The organism is Nitrosomonas sp. Is24 (genome assembly GCF_033063335.1).
GTDB lineage: Bacteria > Pseudomonadota > Gammaproteobacteria > Burkholderiales > Nitrosomonadaceae > Nitrosomonas.
Window position 1 is genome coordinate 2,391,783 of the sequence record NZ_JAWJZG010000001.1, and the last position, 17,252, is coordinate 2,409,034.

General features: G+C 48.8%; 17 protein-coding genes. 4 read left to right on the forward strand and 13 right to left on the reverse strand.

Annotated features, from left to right (window positions below):
* Positions 1-23: 23 nt before the first annotated feature.
* Positions 24-2,507: an acyl-CoA dehydrogenase gene (locus R2103_RS11065; protein ID WP_317531455.1), complete on the reverse strand. Its 2,484-nt coding sequence runs from the start codon at positions 2,505-2,507 to the stop codon at positions 24-26.
* A gap of 241 nt (positions 2,508-2,748) precedes the next feature.
* On the opposite strand from R2103_RS11065, the gene dapE reads away from it, so the two are divergent.
* From dapE to R2103_RS11085, 4 genes are all read left to right on the forward strand, one after another.
* Positions 2,749-3,951 (forward strand): succinyl-diaminopimelate desuccinylase, encoded by a 1,203-nt coding sequence (dapE, locus tag R2103_RS11070; RefSeq protein ID WP_317531456.1) that lies wholly within the window; start codon positions 2,749-2,751, stop codon positions 3,949-3,951.
* A 170-nt stretch (positions 3,952-4,121) separates the two neighbouring features.
* Entirely contained in the window at positions 4,122-4,553 is a 432-nt protein-coding gene (locus R2103_RS11075; RefSeq protein ID WP_317531457.1) for a hypothetical protein, read from the forward strand.
* 19 nt (positions 4,554-4,572) lie between these two features.
* The gene (locus tag R2103_RS11080) at positions 4,573-4,911 is read left to right on the forward strand and encodes a hypothetical protein (protein WP_317531458.1); all 339 of its coding nucleotides are present in this window, start codon (positions 4,573-4,575) and stop codon (positions 4,909-4,911) included.
* Between the two features lie 99 nt (positions 4,912-5,010).
* Positions 5,011-5,826, forward strand: coding sequence for an integrase core domain-containing protein (locus R2103_RS11085; protein WP_317531459.1), 816 nt, complete (start codon positions 5,011-5,013; stop codon positions 5,824-5,826).
* Positions 5,827-5,988: 162 nt separating this feature from the next.
* On the opposite strand, the gene R2103_RS11090 is transcribed toward R2103_RS11085, so the two are convergent.
* The 12 genes from R2103_RS11090 to R2103_RS11145 form a co-directional block, all read right to left on the reverse strand.
* Positions 5,989-7,218, reverse strand: coding sequence for an IS256 family transposase (locus R2103_RS11090; RefSeq protein ID WP_317529959.1), 1,230 nt, complete (start codon positions 7,216-7,218; stop codon positions 5,989-5,991).
* Between the two features lie 99 nt (positions 7,219-7,317).
* Complete coding sequence (locus tag R2103_RS11095; RefSeq protein WP_317531460.1) at positions 7,318-7,938, reverse strand: DsbA family protein; 621 nt, start codon at positions 7,936-7,938, stop codon at positions 7,318-7,320.
* Positions 7,939-8,168: 230 nt separating this feature from the next.
* Entirely contained in the window at positions 8,169-9,224 is a 1,056-nt protein-coding gene (locus R2103_RS11100) for a LytR C-terminal domain-containing protein (RefSeq protein ID WP_317531461.1), read from the reverse strand.
* 80 nt (positions 9,225-9,304) lie between these two features.
* Positions 9,305-9,763, reverse strand: a complete 459-nt coding sequence (locus tag R2103_RS11105) for a tetratricopeptide repeat protein (protein ID WP_317531462.1) — start codon at positions 9,761-9,763, stop codon at positions 9,305-9,307.
* A gap of 84 nt (positions 9,764-9,847) precedes the next feature.
* Positions 9,848-10,789, reverse strand: a complete 942-nt coding sequence (locus tag R2103_RS11110; protein ID WP_317531463.1) for a type II secretion system F family protein — start codon at positions 10,787-10,789, stop codon at positions 9,848-9,850.
* 72 nt (positions 10,790-10,861) lie between these two features.
* The gene (locus R2103_RS11115; protein WP_317531464.1) at positions 10,862-11,836 is read right to left on the reverse strand and encodes a type II secretion system F family protein; all 975 of its coding nucleotides are present in this window, start codon (positions 11,834-11,836) and stop codon (positions 10,862-10,864) included.
* Between the two features lie 17 nt (positions 11,837-11,853).
* A complete protein-coding gene (locus tag R2103_RS11120) occupies positions 11,854-13,221 on the reverse strand; it encodes a CpaF family protein (protein WP_317531465.1) in 1,368 nt (455 codons plus the stop codon).
* A 23-nt stretch (positions 13,222-13,244) separates the two neighbouring features.
* Complete coding sequence (locus R2103_RS11125) at positions 13,245-14,441, reverse strand: AAA family ATPase (protein WP_317531466.1); 1,197 nt, start codon at positions 14,439-14,441, stop codon at positions 13,245-13,247.
* Positions 14,442-14,622: 181 nt separating this feature from the next.
* On the reverse strand, positions 14,623-15,084 hold the full coding sequence (locus R2103_RS11130; protein ID WP_317531467.1) for a pilus assembly protein: 462 nt from the start codon (positions 15,082-15,084) through the stop codon (positions 14,623-14,625).
* Positions 15,081-15,572 (reverse strand): pilus assembly protein, encoded by a 492-nt coding sequence (locus R2103_RS11135; RefSeq protein ID WP_317531468.1) that lies wholly within the window; start codon positions 15,570-15,572, stop codon positions 15,081-15,083. Before R2103_RS11135 ends, R2103_RS11130 begins: the two co-directional genes overlap by 4 nt.
* Positions 15,573-15,580: 8 nt before the next feature.
* Positions 15,581-16,870, reverse strand: coding sequence for a Tad domain-containing protein (locus R2103_RS11140; protein ID WP_317531469.1), 1,290 nt, complete (start codon positions 16,868-16,870; stop codon positions 15,581-15,583).
* A 60-nt stretch (positions 16,871-16,930) separates the two neighbouring features.
* A complete protein-coding gene (locus R2103_RS11145; RefSeq protein ID WP_317531470.1) occupies positions 16,931-17,248 on the reverse strand; it encodes a tRNA dimethylallyltransferase in 318 nt (105 codons plus the stop codon).
* Positions 17,249-17,252: the final 4 nt, after the last annotated feature.

The window sequence follows — 17,252 nt, forward strand, 5'->3', positions numbered from 1 at the left end:
TGTCCTTATGTTTTCAGTGCGCGTCATTCCCTGTCTTGTTCCTCTTCGTCACCGCCTTCGTCTGAAGAAATACTTTCCATTACTTCGGCAGCCGCAGCGGCCGCAGCACTCACCGCGGCGACAAAACCAGCAGCTCCGGCACCGGCGGCGCTCGCCACGTGACCGATTGTTCCGGCAATTCCCGTGTCTTTACTTGTTTCGTGTCCAAAATCACGCGGAAAATCGTCCACTTTAACCACCCGGCCGCGCAAATCTTTCAATTTGTTCAGAAGATCCGCTTCTTCCGCGGTAATGATGTTCAATTGCAACGCTTGAGCGATCTGTCCTTCACCATGATCGGTAATTCTATGCTGCTTGACCGCTTCGCGCAGTTTGGCTTCGATGGCGCTGCATTGAATGACGCATTGCAAAGCGTGCTCCAGATCCGCCATCGGTTCACCGTCGGCGGTGGGAACAAAAATTCCGGAAGTCAAACGATCGCGCACCGCGCCCGGTTCCATCATTAGTCTGGCGACTTCATGCGCCAGGGTATCAGTGGGTGGTTTGCAGCGTTTCCCGAGCGGGAAGACCAAGGCTTTCAGCGCCCAGATCAACGTAATATGCCCCGGGAAATTGGTCAGAAACTCATCGAACGCTTGTTGCAATCGATACAGCGCATCCTGCATAGACCAATGCAGCAACGGCAGATCGGAACTGGGACGGCCATCGTCCTCAAACCGTTTCAGTGTCGCCGAGCATAAATACAGCATACTGAGGATATCGCCCAATCTGGCGGATAATCTTTCTCTGCGTTTCAGCGAACCGCCCAGGCGCATCAACCCGATATCGGCGATACAGGCGAAACTGGCGGAGAAACGCGCCAGCTTACGGTAATAAACAGCGGTTTCCGGGGTGCTGTTTTCCGGTGCGTTGTCTTTGATATAGTCACCGAATAACCCGTAAAACAAAGCATTTGCCGTATTCCGCAGGGTAAACTGCGCATGCCCGATCAAGGCTTCGTCGAACGCTCGCGATGCACGATCCGGATTGTTATCGTGCGTTGCATTGACTTCTTTCAGCAGGTAGGGATGGCAACGGATCGCGCCCTGACCGAAAATAATCATGCTGCGCGTCAGAATGTTGGCCCCTTCCACGGTGATACTGACGGGAATCTGCTGATAGGTGCGCCCCAGATAGTTTCTCGGGCCGATGCAAATTCCCTTGCCGCCGTGAATATCCATCGCGTCGTTGACCGCTTGGCGTCCCCGTTCGGTCAGATGATATTTGACGATGGCCGACGCCACCGAGGGTTTCTCACCCAGATCGACCGCAGTGGCCGTCAGCACACGCGCGGCATCCATCATGTAAGTGTTGCCGCCGATGCGCGCCAATGCTTCCTCGATACCTTCAAAATAACCGATCGGCGTTTTGAATTGCGTACGCACCCGGCCATACGCACCGGCAGTGCGCGCCGCCAATTTGGCCGCGCCCACACTGGTGGCCGGTAACGAAATGGCGCGCCCGACCGACAAGCAATTCATCAACATGCGCCAGCCTTGCCCGACGCCCTCTTGCCCGCCGATGATCCATTCCATCGGAATGAACACTTCCTTGCCCCAGTTCGGACCGTTCTGGAATGCGCCGTTGAGCGGATAATGCCGCCGCCCGATGTTGACACCCGGCGTGTTGGTGGGAATCAGCGCCAGCGTAATACCGAGATCTTCATCCTTGCCCAGCAAGCGATCCGGATCGTACAGTTTGAAAGCCAATCCCAGGATGGTCGCAACCGGCCCGAGCGTGATATAGCGTTTCTCCCAGGTTACCCGCATCCCCAGCACATCGGATTTACCGTCGTACTCACCCCGGCAAACGATACCGAAATCCGGCATCGCCCCGGCATCGGAACCCGCTTCCGGTGAAGTCAGCGCAAAACAAGGCACTTCCAGCCCTTTGGCCAAACGCGGCAAATAATATTCTTTCTGCTGCTCGGTACCGTAATGCAACAGCAATTCAGCTGGCCCCAAAGAGTTCGGCACCATCACGGTCACCGCCGCCGTGCCGCTGCGCGAACCGATTTTCATCACCACTTCGGAATGCGCCAGCGCGGAAAAGCCATAGCCGCCGTATTGCTTGGGAATGATCAAGCCGAAGAAACCGTTGTCTTTGATGAATTGCCACACTTCCGGCGGCAGGTCCTTCAACTCATGCGTGATTTTCCATTCGTCCAGCATAGCGCATAATTGCTCGACCGGGCCATTGAGAAACGCTTGCTCGTCTGCGGTCAATTGCGGTTTGGGATACGCCAGCAGTTTTTTCCAGTCCGGCTTGCCGCTGAACAAATCACCTTCCCACCAGACTGTACCGGCATCCAGCGCCTCCTGCTCGGTTTGCGATATCTGCGGCAGCATCTTGCGGAAAATCTTCAGTACCGGATTGGAAACCAAATTGCGCCGTATGACCGGAACAGCCAAAATCACACCGGCGACGGCAACGACAAACAAGATGACATAGAAGAGAAACAGGAGCATGGTGATCTTCCTCGTAGTGAGTTAAGCCCGTTCAAGCTAAGTACATGATGATTCAACGTTGTACAAGACCTGAATCAGACGTGTAAAATCCAGCATCTTCTTAAAAAGCTTACAGTCCCCAATTTACATGATAATCGCTCAAATCCCTACTGTAACGCCGAAGTATTATGACGCGTTTGTTGTGGATTTCATACACCCGGGCCGCCGCCAATCTTTAACTTGTTAAATTCAGGAAAAAATAATGTCCAATGACACACTGACGCTTGCGCAAATGCTGATAGCCCGCCGTTCACTGACACCCGCCGACGACGGCTGCCAGGAAATTCTGATCGCGCGGCTGGAAAAACTCGGTTTCCACATCGAAAGAATGCGCTTCGGCGAAGTCGACAATCTCTGGGCGCGCCGCGGCACTACTGCCCCCGTGCTGTGTTTCGCCGGGCATACCGATGTCGTGCCGACCGGCCCGCTGGAACAATGGGACAGCGATCCATTCACCCCGGCCATCCGGGATGGCAAGTTATATGGCCGTGGCGCCGCCGACATGAAATCGTCGCTGGCCGCTTTTATCACCGCCATCGAAGCTTTTGCCGCACAGCATGCCAATCATCAAGGATCGATCGCCCTGCTGATCACCTCCGACGAAGAAGGCGTCGCCGTCGACGGCACGGTCAAAGTGATCGAGGCGCTCAAAGCGCGCGGCGAATTGCTGGATTACTGCATCGTCGGCGAACCAACCTGTACCGACACGCTGGGCGACACCATCAAAAACGGCCGCCGCGGTTCCTTATCCGGCAATCTGACGATCAAAGGCATCCAAGGTCATATCGCTTACCCGCATCTGGCGAAAAACCCGATTCATCTGGCCGCACCGGCGATTGCGGAATTGGCGCAAACCGGATGGGATCAAGGCAACGAATATTTCCCGCCGACCACCTGGCATATTTCCAACATTCACGGCGGCACCGGCGCAACCAACGTCATCCCCGGCACGCTGAACTTATTGTTCAACTTCCGCTTCTCCACCGCCAGCACCGTTGAATCGCTCAAAACCCGCGTGCACGAAATTCTTGATAAGCACGGCTTGGATTATGAATTAGCATGGGAACTCTCAGGAAAACCGTTTCTCACCCCCAAGGCCGAACTGGCCGACGCCATGCACGCCGCCATTGTTGAAGTCACAAGCATCGAACCGCAACTCTCCACCTCCGGCGGCACCTCGGACGGCCGCTTTATCGCCGACATCTGCGCGCAAGTCATCGAATTCGGCCCACGCAATGCGACGATTCATAAATTGAACGAACACGTGGCGGTGGACGATCTTGAGAAACTATCGAGAATCTATCAGTTGATTATGGAAAACTTGTTGATCGACAAAACTACGGTGGCCGATTCAGAGGTCGATGGTTTTTGGGATAAATTGAAGAAGTATTTTTCGTTTGGGTGAGATGATAATTGGCCTGCTTTTGGCTAAAAGCAATCATTCAATAGTGACAACTTGAACCTGAGACAGGATGCTAAATTATTTTCTGACAACATCTTTCGAGACTGAATGATTTATAAGGTCCCGTGTTACTTGAACGGGGTAATTACGCAGTCATTTCAATTGGAGCAAACATGACAGACAAACCAGCTAAAAGTCCCGCTGACCTTCTGTTCAGAGAGGGCATGAACTACGATTACAAGCAAGACCAATCACCCGCAGCAGCCACACTGGCGAGGGCAAATTTTCAGCAAGCAGCAACTATGGGCCATGTTAAGGCTCTTCGTGCACTTGCACATCTCATATATGAAGGTCGTGGCGGCCCACAAGATCGCGAACAAGCGATGCTCATGCTCTGGTCAGCCTTCAATCGCGGCGATCATGAGGCACTGGGAGACCTTGCAGATATGCTAGGAACATATGCAGAAGAGATAACCGATCCATTGAGCAAAAAAGCTGCCACTTCCGCAGCTGGAAACACTGAAGAACTAAACCGACTATTTGGCTTAGTTTCATACTACATGCATGAGCTCGCACGTGAACGAGCACTGCGCATAAACAATTAATGATAAACGAAGAGGGTCTATGCTGCGTATTCATACGTTCATTCTTTTCTCAGCAGGATTATCGGGATGTGCGAGCATCTCTGACGAGAAATACAGTCAAGACCTATCACAGCAATGGGTAGGTAAAACCATTTCAGAAGTCATTGTTCTGCAAAAGCAACCGCCCTCACGCGTCGTGAATCTTCCGGACGGAACGGTGTATTACGTTTGGAGCCAAGATAGAAGTTATGCCACAAAAGGAAATTATATCTCAGGCTTATGTGAAATTACCGCTCAAGTTGGTAGCACTGGCGTAGTTACCTCCGTACTTTCTTCTGGTTGCTTCCACTTTAAAACTGGTGAGTACCGATACTATTAGAACTTAACAAGCCTACGGACTACGGGCGCTGTCGACTCGCTATAAGCTAAGGTGTAAGAATTACTAGCGTTGTTTACAGTATTTGGGAGAATACTGTAGATGAACATACACAAACGCACCCGATTAACTTTATTAGATCGCCAGGAAATCTGGCGGCTTTATCAAACCCGGCTGTGGAAGGTGGCGCATTTGGCGGAACGCTTTCATGTCAGCCGGCCAACGATTTATGATGTACTGAAACGCGCGAGACTGCAGGAATTTACGCCGCGTGACAGCACCAATCAGCGGTTCAAGACGTTGCAATACGGTCTTAAGCGCCTGGCTAAGGTCGAACAAGCCATCCAGGAACGGCTCAAGCGTGAAGCCAAACGCTATAACAAGTCTTACCCAGGTGAGCTTGTTCACTTTGATACCAAGCGGCTTTCCTTGTTGAAAGGGCAATCCGCCAATGAACCTCGCGAGTACCTGTTTGTGGCCATCGATGATTTTTCCAGGGAGCTGTATGCCGATATTTTTCCCGATAAAACTCAACACAGCGCAGCTCGCTTTCTCATAGACACTGTCATTGCCCAATGTCCGTATCAGATCGACTGCGCTTATTCCGATAACGGCAAGGAATTTAAAGGAACTGACGGCCATGCTTTCGGCAAAGCTTGCACACAACACGGTATCGGACAGAAGTTTACCCGCATCAATCGTCCGCAAACCAACGGCAAAGCCGAACGAGTCATCCGCACCCTGATGGATATGTGGCACAGCCAGATTTCCTTTAAAGACTGCGCCGATCGGCGCATTCTGCTTCTCCGTTTCATTAATTTCTACAATACCGTTAAGCCTCATAAGAGTTTGAATAATGCTACCCCTTATGAAATACTCACCGCTTATTTCAATCAACCTCTCTGTAAACAACCCTGAGATTTCTTACAGCTAAGGTAATAAAATGGCTACCTTCCAGTTCCCAGATTTATCCGACTTGGTAAGCTATTTTAAGCTCGAACAAATGCCCGCAATGGGTCGAATTCAGTCAATCAATTTCAGAAATTAACGGGGGTGTCCTAGATTTTGTGTAAACGGTGGTTAATAATGCCGAGGCATTCTTTCGTTAAATTGAATAGTAAACCTGTTTAGTGCCGGTTTCCAATCTCTTAGTGGCATAGACCATTTTTTGGCGATATTGCTGAGAGCCAAATAAAACAATTTGATCACGGCTTCATCGTTGGGAAACGATCCACGGTTTTTGCTGACTTTGCGTAGGCTCATATTGACTGACTCAATCGCATTGGTGGTGTAAATAATGCGCCGTATCTCAGGCGGGTAGTCGAAGAATGGAATGATGCGTTGCCAGTTATTGCGCCAAGATCGGGCGATCGGTGGATAAGCATTGTTCCATTTATCTTCAAAGCCGGCTAACGCGTGCTCAGCCTCATCAATCGTGGCGGCGCTATAGACCAAACGTAGATCAGCAGCTACTTCCTTGCGTTTATTCCAGCTGACGTAGTTGAGACTGTTACGAACCATGTGCACGATACAGAGTTGTACAATGGCATGTGGATAGACGGTTTCAATCGCTTCGGGAAAGCCCTTTAAGCCATCGACACAGGCGATAAAGATATCTTGCACGCCACGATTTTTGAGTTCAGTGACAACGCTGAGCCAGAACTTGGCACCCTCGGTCTGAGCAATCCATAAGCCCAGTATTTCTTTATGGCCCTCCATGTTAATGCCGATCGCCAGGTAAATCGCTTTGGTACGAACGCTACCAGCGTCACGAACTTTGGTATGGATACAATCGAGATAGATCACAGGATACACCGCATCGAGAGGCCGGGATTGCCACTGCTTCACTTCATCCATTACGCCATCAGTGACCGTAGAAATGAGCGTAGGCGATACTTCGGCGCCATACATTTCAGTGAGGTGCTGTTGGATTTCACGCACTGTCATGCCACGGGCATACAGCGAGAGGATCTTGTCATCAAAGCCCGCCCAGCGGGTCTGATGCTTGGAAATGATCAGAGGCTCGAAGCTGCCCTCACGGTCACGGGGGATCTCGATGGGTAACTCACCGAATTCACCTTTCAGGGTCTTACGGCTTTTACCATTTCTGGTATTGCCAGTGGCATTGACTACCGTTTCGTGCTTATCGTGACCAAGATGATCGGCCATTTCTGCTTGCAAGGCACGTTCAACCAACGCTTTGGTGAGTTGCTTGAGAAGACCATGCTCACCGATTAAATCTTCTGGCTTTTTGTAATCGGCCAGCAGGCTATCAATTAAGCCGGCCGGCAGGGGTTTGGGTGTGGTCATTTTTACTCCAAAAATATATAAGCAGTTTCCTGCAATATGACCATTTACACAAAATTATTTACACCCTCAAATTAACATCATTTATCTGAAATTGTCAGATCAAGTACGAGTCACCTTAGATTCGATTGTTTTTATCTCATCCAGCATGGTTCGATAATCCAAATAATCGATAGCAATCGGGAAAACGGCATTGTTAATGACCAGCCGCAAAGACGGATAAGAGTAAACATCCATGCCTCTTGCTCGTTGCATCTGACGCTGTAGTTCAGCTTCTATCGTTGCGCTTTTCAAATCGTCGCTAAAGGTTTCCGCGTTCAATCCAATCTTTTGAGCGCAAGCTTGCAAGGTTTCCGGCAGTGAGGGATTCTTCGCTTGTTGATAATAGGTGGTCTGAATAGCGCGTATCATTTCCGGCTCAGCTTCGGCGCGCTGTTTTTTTGCTGCCAGAACGGCCCGGCAGGCCGGGTAAGTTGAACGGATCGGCGTGTTGCGCGACCAGAAGTCCCAATTGAAGTGCACACCGGGAACGGTTTGTTCGATACGCTGCCAGGCTTGTTGCACCATTTTTTGTGTTGCGAGCGGCATCGGTTCGGTGGTATTCGGTGGTATCCGGCGCCAGGCCGCCGACGAGATAACTAATTTCCATATCGCGCGGCAATGCCTGCTGCAACGCAGCCCAGCTTTGGCTGAAGGCGTAGCACCAGCTGCACATGGGGTCATGAATGTAGAAAATTCGCGGAGTACTCATTTGCAAGCTCCCAAAAACAGAAGTCCCGCAATGTTATCGCCAAAGGCTCGGAAATCCTAGGGAGGCAGGATTAAAATCGCTAATTGTTCAGCGTTTCCTTAGAATCTATCTCCGCTTGATGGTCTTTGATGCCGATCTCTTATTCAAAAAATAATTGAAAATTTCTTAACTGTAAGGATTTCATTACATGTCATTTGATTTTTCACATTCTTTCAGATTGAACGATGGATTTTTCGATACTTTGCTGACTGACTTGCACCAGTTCTTTTGTATTGAAGTAAGCAGTCTCTCGAGAAAAATCCTGTCCTAATAGAATTTTTATTTGTATGTCGTGACGTAATTGGTCACTTTCAACCAATTTGACCGGTACCGGTAGCATTTGATTAATCTGATAAGCTTGATGGTAATTTTCTGAACGATAGTAAATTTCAGTTTTGTTCTGATTATATGTCTGGTGATTGGTCAATCTTACGCTGGCAACGCCACGTTGCTGAAAAAAAACTGATATCTGCTTTGCCATACCTGTAATGCCATTACCATTCGAAACTTCTAATCGAATGTTTTTATTATCCGGTAGCCTGGAGTTTTTATCGTGTGCGTCCAGATCATCCGAGGACGATATGACAGAGGTTAATTGCGAATCTGCGTCTTCACGAAATCGAGTGATATGGTCACCAAATTCATCGGTATTCGTCTTGGAAAGCTCTTGAGTGACAATAGAGGATGAGTTATCTGGATTGAGTTGCGATGCAATCACTTTATTATCCAAATGATTCTTTTCCTGTGCGATCGCCAAATTCCAGTGCGCTCTCTTGTTCTCCGGATCCAGTGATAAGGCTTTGCTTAATGATTTGATCGCCTCGACAAAGTTACCCCGAATCAGATGAGCATAACCAAGATTGTTATACAAATAGGTTTCCTGTGGCGCCAGTTCTATTGCTTTATTAAAATGCCGCAACGACAACTCATGTTTGCCTTGCATGGAGTATATAACGCCCAATCCGTTGTGTACTTCAACATAGTCAGGTCTTACTTCAAGAGCCCTTTCGTAGGCAGCGATGGCCTTCTGATAATCCAGCTTACCTTGATGGTATCGCCCCAATAAGTACATAATTCTAGGGCTTCCATTGGCATGATTAACTCTCGTTACGGGTTTAATTTCAATACCGTTAAGCGTGGTATCTTTTTGAACTGAAGTACATGCCGCTAACACCAGCACACTGCTTAATATCCATCTGAGTTGTTTGATATGGAACATGGTTTATTTTCCTGGTATTCGATAGTGATTTTAAGATAACTGTCAGTGTGTATTCGGATCGAGTAATTTTGGGCTTGAAATTATGGCTGTTTGGGCTCTTGCCACTGTCCACACAATTCACCATCAGTACACCCCATCAGCTTGTAAGCGGATTTCAGATTATTACGCGCATGTACATTACGAGGATCCAGTTGCAAAGCACGCTCAAATGCACCCGCTGCCTCGGCGTTCCGCCCCTGTTTCAACAGGGCGTAACCCAGGTTGTTGTGCAAATCGGATATCGAAGGCGCCAATTTGATGGCTTCATTGATCAGGCTGATTCCAAGCTCGTCTTCACCCAGTATCGAATAGACCACTCCCAGGCTGCCATAAGCCTCGTAATAATCCGGTTTCAGTTCAATGGCTTTCTCAAAAGCATTGACAGCTTCAGCATATTGACTTTTCTGATAGTGCTCGCGGCCCAATAAATAAAATTGCTTGGCTTTACTCAGTTGCGGATCTTCCTTTGCATGACCATCGGCGCCAATTCTTTGTTGCATAGAGGCGCATCCAGTCAATATCAGCAGGCAGATGATGGTTAATAGGGATTGCGTAAATTTGCACATGGATTTTGGTTCCTTTCATTAACTACCCGACAGGGTAGGAAGCAGTGTTTTGGAAACACCAATAATTGCCGGACCAACCATAACTACCAGCAAAGTCGGTAAGATAAACAAAATTAGTGGAAACAGCAACTTGAGTGCTATTTTGGCTGCAGCTTCCTCAGCGCGCAACCGCCGTTTAGTCCGCAGCATATCGGAGTGAACCCTCAGAGATGATGCAATGCTAGTGCCAAAACGATCGGCTTGGATCAACATGGCAACCAATCCCTCTATTTCTTCGACACCGGTGCGTAATGCCAGATTGCGTAATGCTTGATCCCGGCTTCGGCCTGCCCGCATTTCCAGATTCACCAGATGAAGCTCTTCAGACAATGGCTTACATTTTACATACATTTCTTCTCCGACCTTCCGCATGGCAGCATCCAATCCTAATCCTGCTTCGACACATACCGTCATCAGATCGATGGCATCGGGAAAATTTTCAAATAAATCGCGCTGCCGTATCTTGATGACATAAGTCAGAACTACGTTAGGCAGGTAATAGCCTGCAGTTACCAAAGCTAAAAAAACGATCAGCGAAGCATCATTATTTAGCTCCAAACCACTGATGCCTGCATAAAGAAGGAAAATACCCGGCACTAGCATTGCCAAAAGTGTTTTGCCTCCAAAGTAGAAAAATGGCACTGATTGGGAGCGGTAACCTGCATGCATGAAGAGAGTTCGCAGCGGAGAGCTTTCCCATCCTTCGCTTGGTAAAGAAAGTGAAGCAAATGGGCTTGTGAGCTTATTGGCAACTTCTTCCCATGGATTGGACTCATTTAAGGCGGATGTTGCATATTCAGATGCAATTTGATCTAAGCGCGATTGCACCGGGTCAGGCGTCAGAAGCCGCATCAATCCAAAAACACCCCCAGCTACGGCGATGAAAATGATGACAAGATATAGTATTTGAATCATGGTCATGATTATTACTCCAGGTTACTTTTCGTAGGGCTGCCGCCAATAATTAGAATAGATCGATTCTTCAGGCAAGTTCTAAACCCGGATTTTAATAATTCGCCACATGGCAAAAATTCCTGACACCATCATTGTTAATGAAGTGCCGACTAGCAAACGCCCCGTGGGATCCGTGAACAATATATTTACATATCCGGGGTTAACAAAATGAATAATCATTGCCATGAAAAAAGGCAGACATCCAAGAATCCAGGCCGACAAACGCCCATCTGCTGACAACACACGAATGGTTCCCAATAGTTTAAGACGAGCGCGGATCAAACTGCCGATATTTTCAAGTAACTCTGCCAGATTACCGCCGCTTTCCCGTTGAATTAACACGGCAATGACAAGATAGCGCAGATCAGTGCTGGGTATGCGGATACTCAGATTCATCAGGGCATCCTGCATCGGAATACCATAATTGATTTCATCGAAAGTAATTCGAAATTCAGTGGCTATGGGATCTGCACCTTCACTGGATACCATTTGCAATGCGCCCGAAAAAGCGTGACCTGCTTTTAATGCGCGCGCCATCAAATCGATGGCATCCGGCAATTGTTCCTCAATTTTTAACAAACGCTTGTGCCGTGCACTCAACACCATCAAAACAGGGAGTGAACCGCTCAATGCAAAGCAGAGTAGCGTAAATGTAAAGTTCAGATTGAACAATGTTGCGACAGCCATCCCGCCAGCTGCCGATAGGCAGGAGTAACCCAAAAAGCTGGAAACACTGAGTTGCAAGCCTGACTGAATCAGTAGGCGATCCAGGCTGTGAATGCGGGGAATTTCCATCAACAGGCGCTCCAACGTTGGAGAGTCACTCAACAAACGTTGCTTGATCAGATTATGCCCGGACGAATCTTCCCAACCGGCTGAAATGGCCTGTAACCGTTTTTCGATACGTACGGCTTCTGGTCCCTTATAAGTATTCCAAAGCAGATAAAGTCCTTCCAGGAGCAATACGATTGCAATGAAAATCATTGAAATAAAGAAATAATAAGTGTAATCCATTTTTACAAAGCGCCTTATTATTTAAAAATTCTATCTGGATCGAACAATTCATCACGCAAAGAAACACCAAATACTTTCAAGCGCTCGGCGAATTTTGGACGTACACCCGTTGCATGAAAATGTCCTTGTATCATGCCATTATTGTCCACACCCATTTGTGTGTAGGTAAAAATCTCCTGCATGGTAATAATGTCACCTTCCATACCCGTGATCTCCTGGAGACTGATCAATTTACGTTTTCCATCCGACATGCGGGAAACCTGCACAACGACCCAGATTGCGGAACTGATCTGTTGCCGTACTGCTTTGGCAGGGAGATTCGTTTCCGCCATGTTAACCATGTTTTCAATCCGGCTCACGGCATCTCTGGGTGTATTGGCATGCACTGTAGTCATAGAGCCTTCATGACCGGTGTTCATGGCTTGCAGCATATCCATGGCCTCCGAGCCGCGCACCTCGCCGATAATGATCCGGTCCGGCCGCATGCGCAGACTGTTCCGGACTAATGCGCGTTGTGTGACTTCACCTTTACCTTCCACATTGGGCGGACGCGTTTCAAGTCGCACAACATGCGGTTGTTGTAACTGCAATTCAGCTGCATCCTCAATCGTCACGATCCTCTCGGTTGCTGGAATAAATCCGGACATAATATTAAGCAGGGTGGTTTTACCGCTACCTGTACCGCCAGAGATTAGCAAATTGCATTTACTTTTGACCAACCCTGCAATCACTTCAGCCATTGCTGGTGTCAACGATTTATTTTGAATCAGATCATCTATCTTTAATGGCGAAACTGGAAAACGCCGGATAGACAAAAGCGGGCCATCCAAAGCCAATGGGGGAATAATGGCGTTGACGCGGGAACCATCCGGTAACCGGGCATCAACCATGGGACTGGATTCATCAACGCGGCGGCCGATTCTTGACACGATGCGGTCTATGATTCTCAGCAAATGACGATTATCGGCAAAATGAGCACCGGTAAGTTCCAGTTTACCGCGGCGTTCCACATACACTTGCTTGTACGTATTGACCAAGATATCTGATATCGTCGGGTCGGCCAGCAAAGGTTCCAATGGCCCCAGACCGAGGATCTCATGTTGGATATCAGAAACCAGACTGCCCCTTTCGGTCAGATTAATAGGTATTTTCTCTTCAATGAGTAATTGTTCTACAAGGGTCCTGAGCTCATTCGTCAAACGATCCGGTGGCAGCTTCTCCATCACCGAAAGATCAACGCGATCGAGCAGTTTTTGGTGTATTCTGGATTTGAGTTCATGAAATGAACTCTTTTCAAGCTTTAAACTATCTTCCATGACGAATACCTGTTCAGGTACAGCCGTATCGCTCTCACCCCAGCGTTGCAAACGATCTCGTATAGACATAATCAATAATCCGTTAAATGATGTTAAGAAAATAGTTTTCTAAACCAGCGTTGCTGTTGCTCTGTGCTCTGACTCAGTTCATTGCCGATATCCTCGACTGCTTTGGCGATGGGGCTACGTGGAGCGAGTTTATGCACCGGTACACCATGATTCACCGACTCATCGACTACGGAAAAGTTATTGGGAATCGATTTAAAAACCTCGCATTTGAGCGTGTTCTGAATATCGTCCAAGGTAATCTGGCTTTTTTTGTCATAACGATTAACAACTAGCCGCAACTTGTCTTTGTGATAGCCTAATGAACGGAACACATCAATCAGGCGCTTAGCATCGCGTATAAATGGCAGCGTCTGTTGCATTACAGGGAAAATCATGTCGGCTTTGTCGAGCGCCTGGACGGACACGGAATCCATGCGGCGACCAATATCAAGAATGACAAAATCATAATTCTTGATGGCAACCTGGAGTATCGGATTGACATGCTCGGGTTTTATTTCCGTTGCTTTTTCCGGCTCGTCCGGCGCAGCCAGTATGCCCAGGTTGGGTGTGATCTGGATCATGCTGGAAGCCAAGAACGCGCCATCAAGCCGGTGAATCTGCCGGGCAACATCTGCTATGGAAGCGGGAGATTTACTGTCACTAAGAAATAATGAAGCATCTCCCAATTGAAGATTGAAATCGATCAGAGCAACCCGCTGATTATTCTGCGCCGCTAGGGTATAGGCCAGATTGGTTGCCAGGAAAGTAGCACCGCTGCCACCTTTGCAAGGAATAAATGCCAATACTTTGCCGCTTCTGACGGGCATACTGGCTTGCTTGATTCTTTGTTGAAACCGGTTAATTGCACTCAAGAGCGAATCGCGAGTCGGTGGTGTCGGCAGCGCTTCCCGGACACCGACACGCATTACCTCCAACAATCGTTCCGGCGATGGGTTCGGGCATAACATGATAACGCCTAGACTTGGAAAACGTGCTGTTACGTTACCCAGAATTTGCAGATCATTAGTTTCATCCTCGGAGCTTTCCAGCAAGAGCAGATCGGGGTGTTCCTGCTCAGCCACTGCAACGGCTTGCTGCATACCGCCATTGATGGATATTAGCGTATAGGGCTGTTCCTGGTTCGAGTCTTGAGAAAATTGATCGGATCGATCAAACTCAGACAGAAATTGACTTATACTTTCCAGAATTTGTTGTTTTCGTGAAACTGCGGCGATAATCATTTTTGTTCCTCTGAATTGTTAACCACTACGCATTAAATGAAGGCGTTGCATGAATCCGTGCAGCATTATTAGTAGTAGGGTATGGGCGCAAGCAGGATAATCGCTGCTGATTTTGTGAAATAGCCATAATCACCAATGTTGAATTCCTCGCTATAGATAGGAATGATTTGTTCATGACGTTTTATGCGCAATCAGGATTGGCGCTATCCAGGCTTTCGCGCGGCAACGTCGTGCTAAACGGCGGCATTTCGATGTCCAGCGGCACCAGCGGAACAAAAGTGGATACGGTCAACCCTGAAATACTCACCGTTACCGACCTGCAGGAATCCGGATCGCAGCTATTGCCATCTTTATCAATATATTCAACTGAAATATTGCTGCTATCCAAAATGTTCAACATGGACTGCATTTTAGTTTTGACTGCCGCCGCATCCTGATCGCACACGACTGCCAAACGTGCACCCAACCGCGTTGCCTCCGTGGCGGTATTCCAGTAATGCAGCACACGGCTGAATTCCATGATTCCGATCAGGAGTGTAAACAGCACTACGGCAATCAAGGCAAACTCAACGGCAGCAACACCGCACTGCTTGAATCGATTAACCGGAACGAATTTTCGCTGGAATCTCAGAGTAGATCTCATGTTTGCCTCATCGTGGCGCGAATATCGCCAAATGTAATCGACTCATCGCCACCACCCGTGAGCGTGCGAGGATCCAACAAGAAATTAAATGTGTATCCGGTAATTCGGACCTCGACCAGGGTAATGGATGCACCCGTTGAGGTCGTCGTAACGATGGGATTGATGCTGACCATGCTGGTAGTCAGTCCCGGTAACAGCGCATCTCCGCTACAACCGGTATTGCCATATACGGCAAGACATTTTGCTTCGATCTGCGTTTCTGAATAATCACTGCTTGCCGGATTTAAGTGCGAGAGATGACGTACAGAATCACGAACTGACTTGACGAGCGTGTTGTACTGATACAGCGCCCGGCCGAATTCGGACACTCCCAACACAAGCAGTAGCAGCGGGATCAACAGTATGGCAAATTCCACAGCGACCGCTCCCCGCATCGTTCTTGGCATGTCACCCTTTGGATTTCTGAGCAGAAATTTTGTCTGATTCATACTTGTGTTTACCTCACGAGCGCCGGGACCATCGGACCGACTCCAGTAGGGCCAGCGGGGACACCATTGGTGGCGCATGGACTGTTAACCTGATTTGATCGTCCCAGGTATTCCAGATACATCTTGTCTGCGCCGGTACCTTTCCCCCCCGCGGAACTATTGATGGGGTGCAGCATCAACACGCACGCCCACTCCGCCACAGCAGATGTCGTGCTACCTCCCTTCAGACCTTCACAGTCAACGACTGCAGCCGTGGCCAATCTGCGATCCGCACCGTGTTCTTTGAGGTAAGTGGAATCTTCCCCTTTTCCCGCTTTCAATCCAGTGGCTACATCACCCTGATATGCCGCATTAATTCCTCGCTGGCTCTGGAAGTCGGAAAATGCACCAAATGTCGAAGGCCAGTTTTTTTCCGTGTACGCATAACCGCTATAATCGGGTATTGAGTCACCTTTCTTGACACTACCATGGTAAATGCCGAAACGGCTATTCCAGTCATCGGCCAAGGAGGATTTAACACCGGCTTCTCCTACCAGAGTGCCCACAGCAGGAAGATTGCAGACACCGGGGCCGGTTAGCTGCCCGGCCAGCTCGGCAGCGCCGCCAGCGGGTGGCGTAAAATCGATCCACATGAAATTTCCGGTTAGATTGACTGTGCCCGTTTTGTCACCTTTAGGTGGGCCGAGCAAACTGGGCAGCCAGGTTCCTACGACTGTGCTGGGCGGGACTTTGTCACTGCATATTCCAACCGGAACGGCGCAAGAAGTGATTTGCGATGGTGAAAGCGTAGCCACGGCGCTAGCGGAAACCATTTGATCGCCAATACTGATACCCGGCAGAATATTAAGTACCTGAATGAGGAAGTTGCCGATACCTGAACGGCTAGCTTCACAACGGGCAAACCGCATATCGGTTGCTCCTGGTCCAGTAAAAGCTGACAGATAGCCTCCCGTCAGCGATGTACTGAAGGTCACACCGGTGATAACGACTTGCTCATTCTGAAATAGCACATGGTGTAGCTCTCCGGTAGTAATGCCCGCCGCCTCGGCCAGTGTGAGCTGATTGGTGTTGGCGCCTGTTAATTCACGCGCGGCTGCCAGCGCACAGGCATCAGCACTGTTTTGCAGCTCGGTCTTGGCTACATAGAGTCTGCCCAGATCCAGCGCAAGACCGACAAAACCGATCAACAACGCCATCGATAGTGCCACCAAAACCGCCACAGCCCCGCGCTCTTTTTTAATGTTCAGGTTTTTACCTTTCCATTTTTCTTCCAAACCAGGAATACCCAAGCCGCGCATAAACAATCCCTCTGAAGATAATTGCTAATTCAATATTGCTGAATAATTTCGACCAGCCTACTATTGCGAACTGCCGCCACTTCCACCCGCAGTTCCTCCACTGGTGCCAACATTCAATGCACCGCGAGCAGGAGCCGGACGGTTGATATAGGAATCCCGGTAATTGTCGATCATGGCATCTCCAGCTTGGCCATCCACCCCTCTCACAGGGGTAGTGTCCAAGGAAGCATCAGGGTTGACGGTCTGTTGCGCTTTCGCCATGCCAACTGCATTACCGAATCTGGTATCCATCCGCTTAGGCGGATGTGTGACACACGCCGTTAATGCCAGTAGCATGATTGGCAAGCATATAGTTGCATTGAGAGACAATTTATTCATAATC

Bases quoted from the DNA above. Each gene is read 5' to 3' on its own strand.
- R2103_RS11110 (WP_317531463.1), bottom strand. From the start codon at position 10,789: ATGACCATGATTCAAATACTATATCTTGTCATCATTTTCATCGCCGTA.
- R2103_RS11105 (WP_317531462.1), bottom strand. From the start codon at position 9,763: ATGCAACAAAGAATTGGCGCCGATGGTCATGCAAAGGAAGATCCGCAA.
- R2103_RS11140 (WP_317531469.1), bottom strand. From the start codon at position 16,870: ATGCGCGGCTTGGGTATTCCTGGTTTGGAAGAAAAATGGAAAGGTAAA.
- R2103_RS11075 (WP_317531457.1), top strand. From the start codon at position 4,122: ATGACAGACAAACCAGCTAAAAGTCCCGCTGACCTTCTGTTCAGAGAG.
- R2103_RS11080 (WP_317531458.1), top strand. From the start codon at position 4,573: ATGCTGCGTATTCATACGTTCATTCTTTTCTCAGCAGGATTATCGGGA.
- dapE (WP_317531456.1), top strand. From the start codon at position 2,749: ATGTCCAATGACACACTGACGCTTGCGCAAATGCTGATAGCCCGCCGT.
- R2103_RS11085 (WP_317531459.1), top strand. From the start codon at position 5,011: ATGAACATACACAAACGCACCCGATTAACTTTATTAGATCGCCAGGAA.
- R2103_RS11120 (WP_317531465.1), bottom strand. From the start codon at position 13,221: ATGTCTATACGAGATCGTTTGCAACGCTGGGGTGAGAGCGATACGGCT.
- R2103_RS11065 (WP_317531455.1), bottom strand. From the start codon at position 2,507: ATGCTCCTGTTTCTCTTCTATGTCATCTTGTTTGTCGTTGCCGTCGCC.
- R2103_RS11125 (WP_317531466.1), bottom strand. From the start codon at position 14,441: ATGATTATCGCCGCAGTTTCACGAAAACAACAAATTCTGGAAAGTATA.
- R2103_RS11145 (WP_317531470.1), bottom strand. From the start codon at position 17,248: ATGAATAAATTGTCTCTCAATGCAACTATATGCTTGCCAATCATGCTA.
- R2103_RS11130 (WP_317531467.1), bottom strand. From the start codon at position 15,084: ATGAGATCTACTCTGAGATTCCAGCGAAAATTCGTTCCGGTTAATCGA.
- R2103_RS11135 (WP_317531468.1), bottom strand. From the start codon at position 15,572: ATGAATCAGACAAAATTTCTGCTCAGAAATCCAAAGGGTGACATGCCA.
- R2103_RS11095 (WP_317531460.1), bottom strand. From the start codon at position 7,938: ATGACCCCATGTGCAGCTGGTGCTACGCCTTCAGCCAAAGCTGGGCTG.
- R2103_RS11100 (WP_317531461.1), bottom strand. From the start codon at position 9,224: ATGTTCCATATCAAACAACTCAGATGGATATTAAGCAGTGTGCTGGTG.
- R2103_RS11090 (WP_317529959.1), bottom strand. From the start codon at position 7,218: ATGACCACACCCAAACCCCTGCCGGCCGGCTTAATTGATAGCCTGCTG.
- R2103_RS11115 (WP_317531464.1), bottom strand. From the start codon at position 11,836: ATGGATTACACTTATTATTTCTTTATTTCAATGATTTTCATTGCAATC.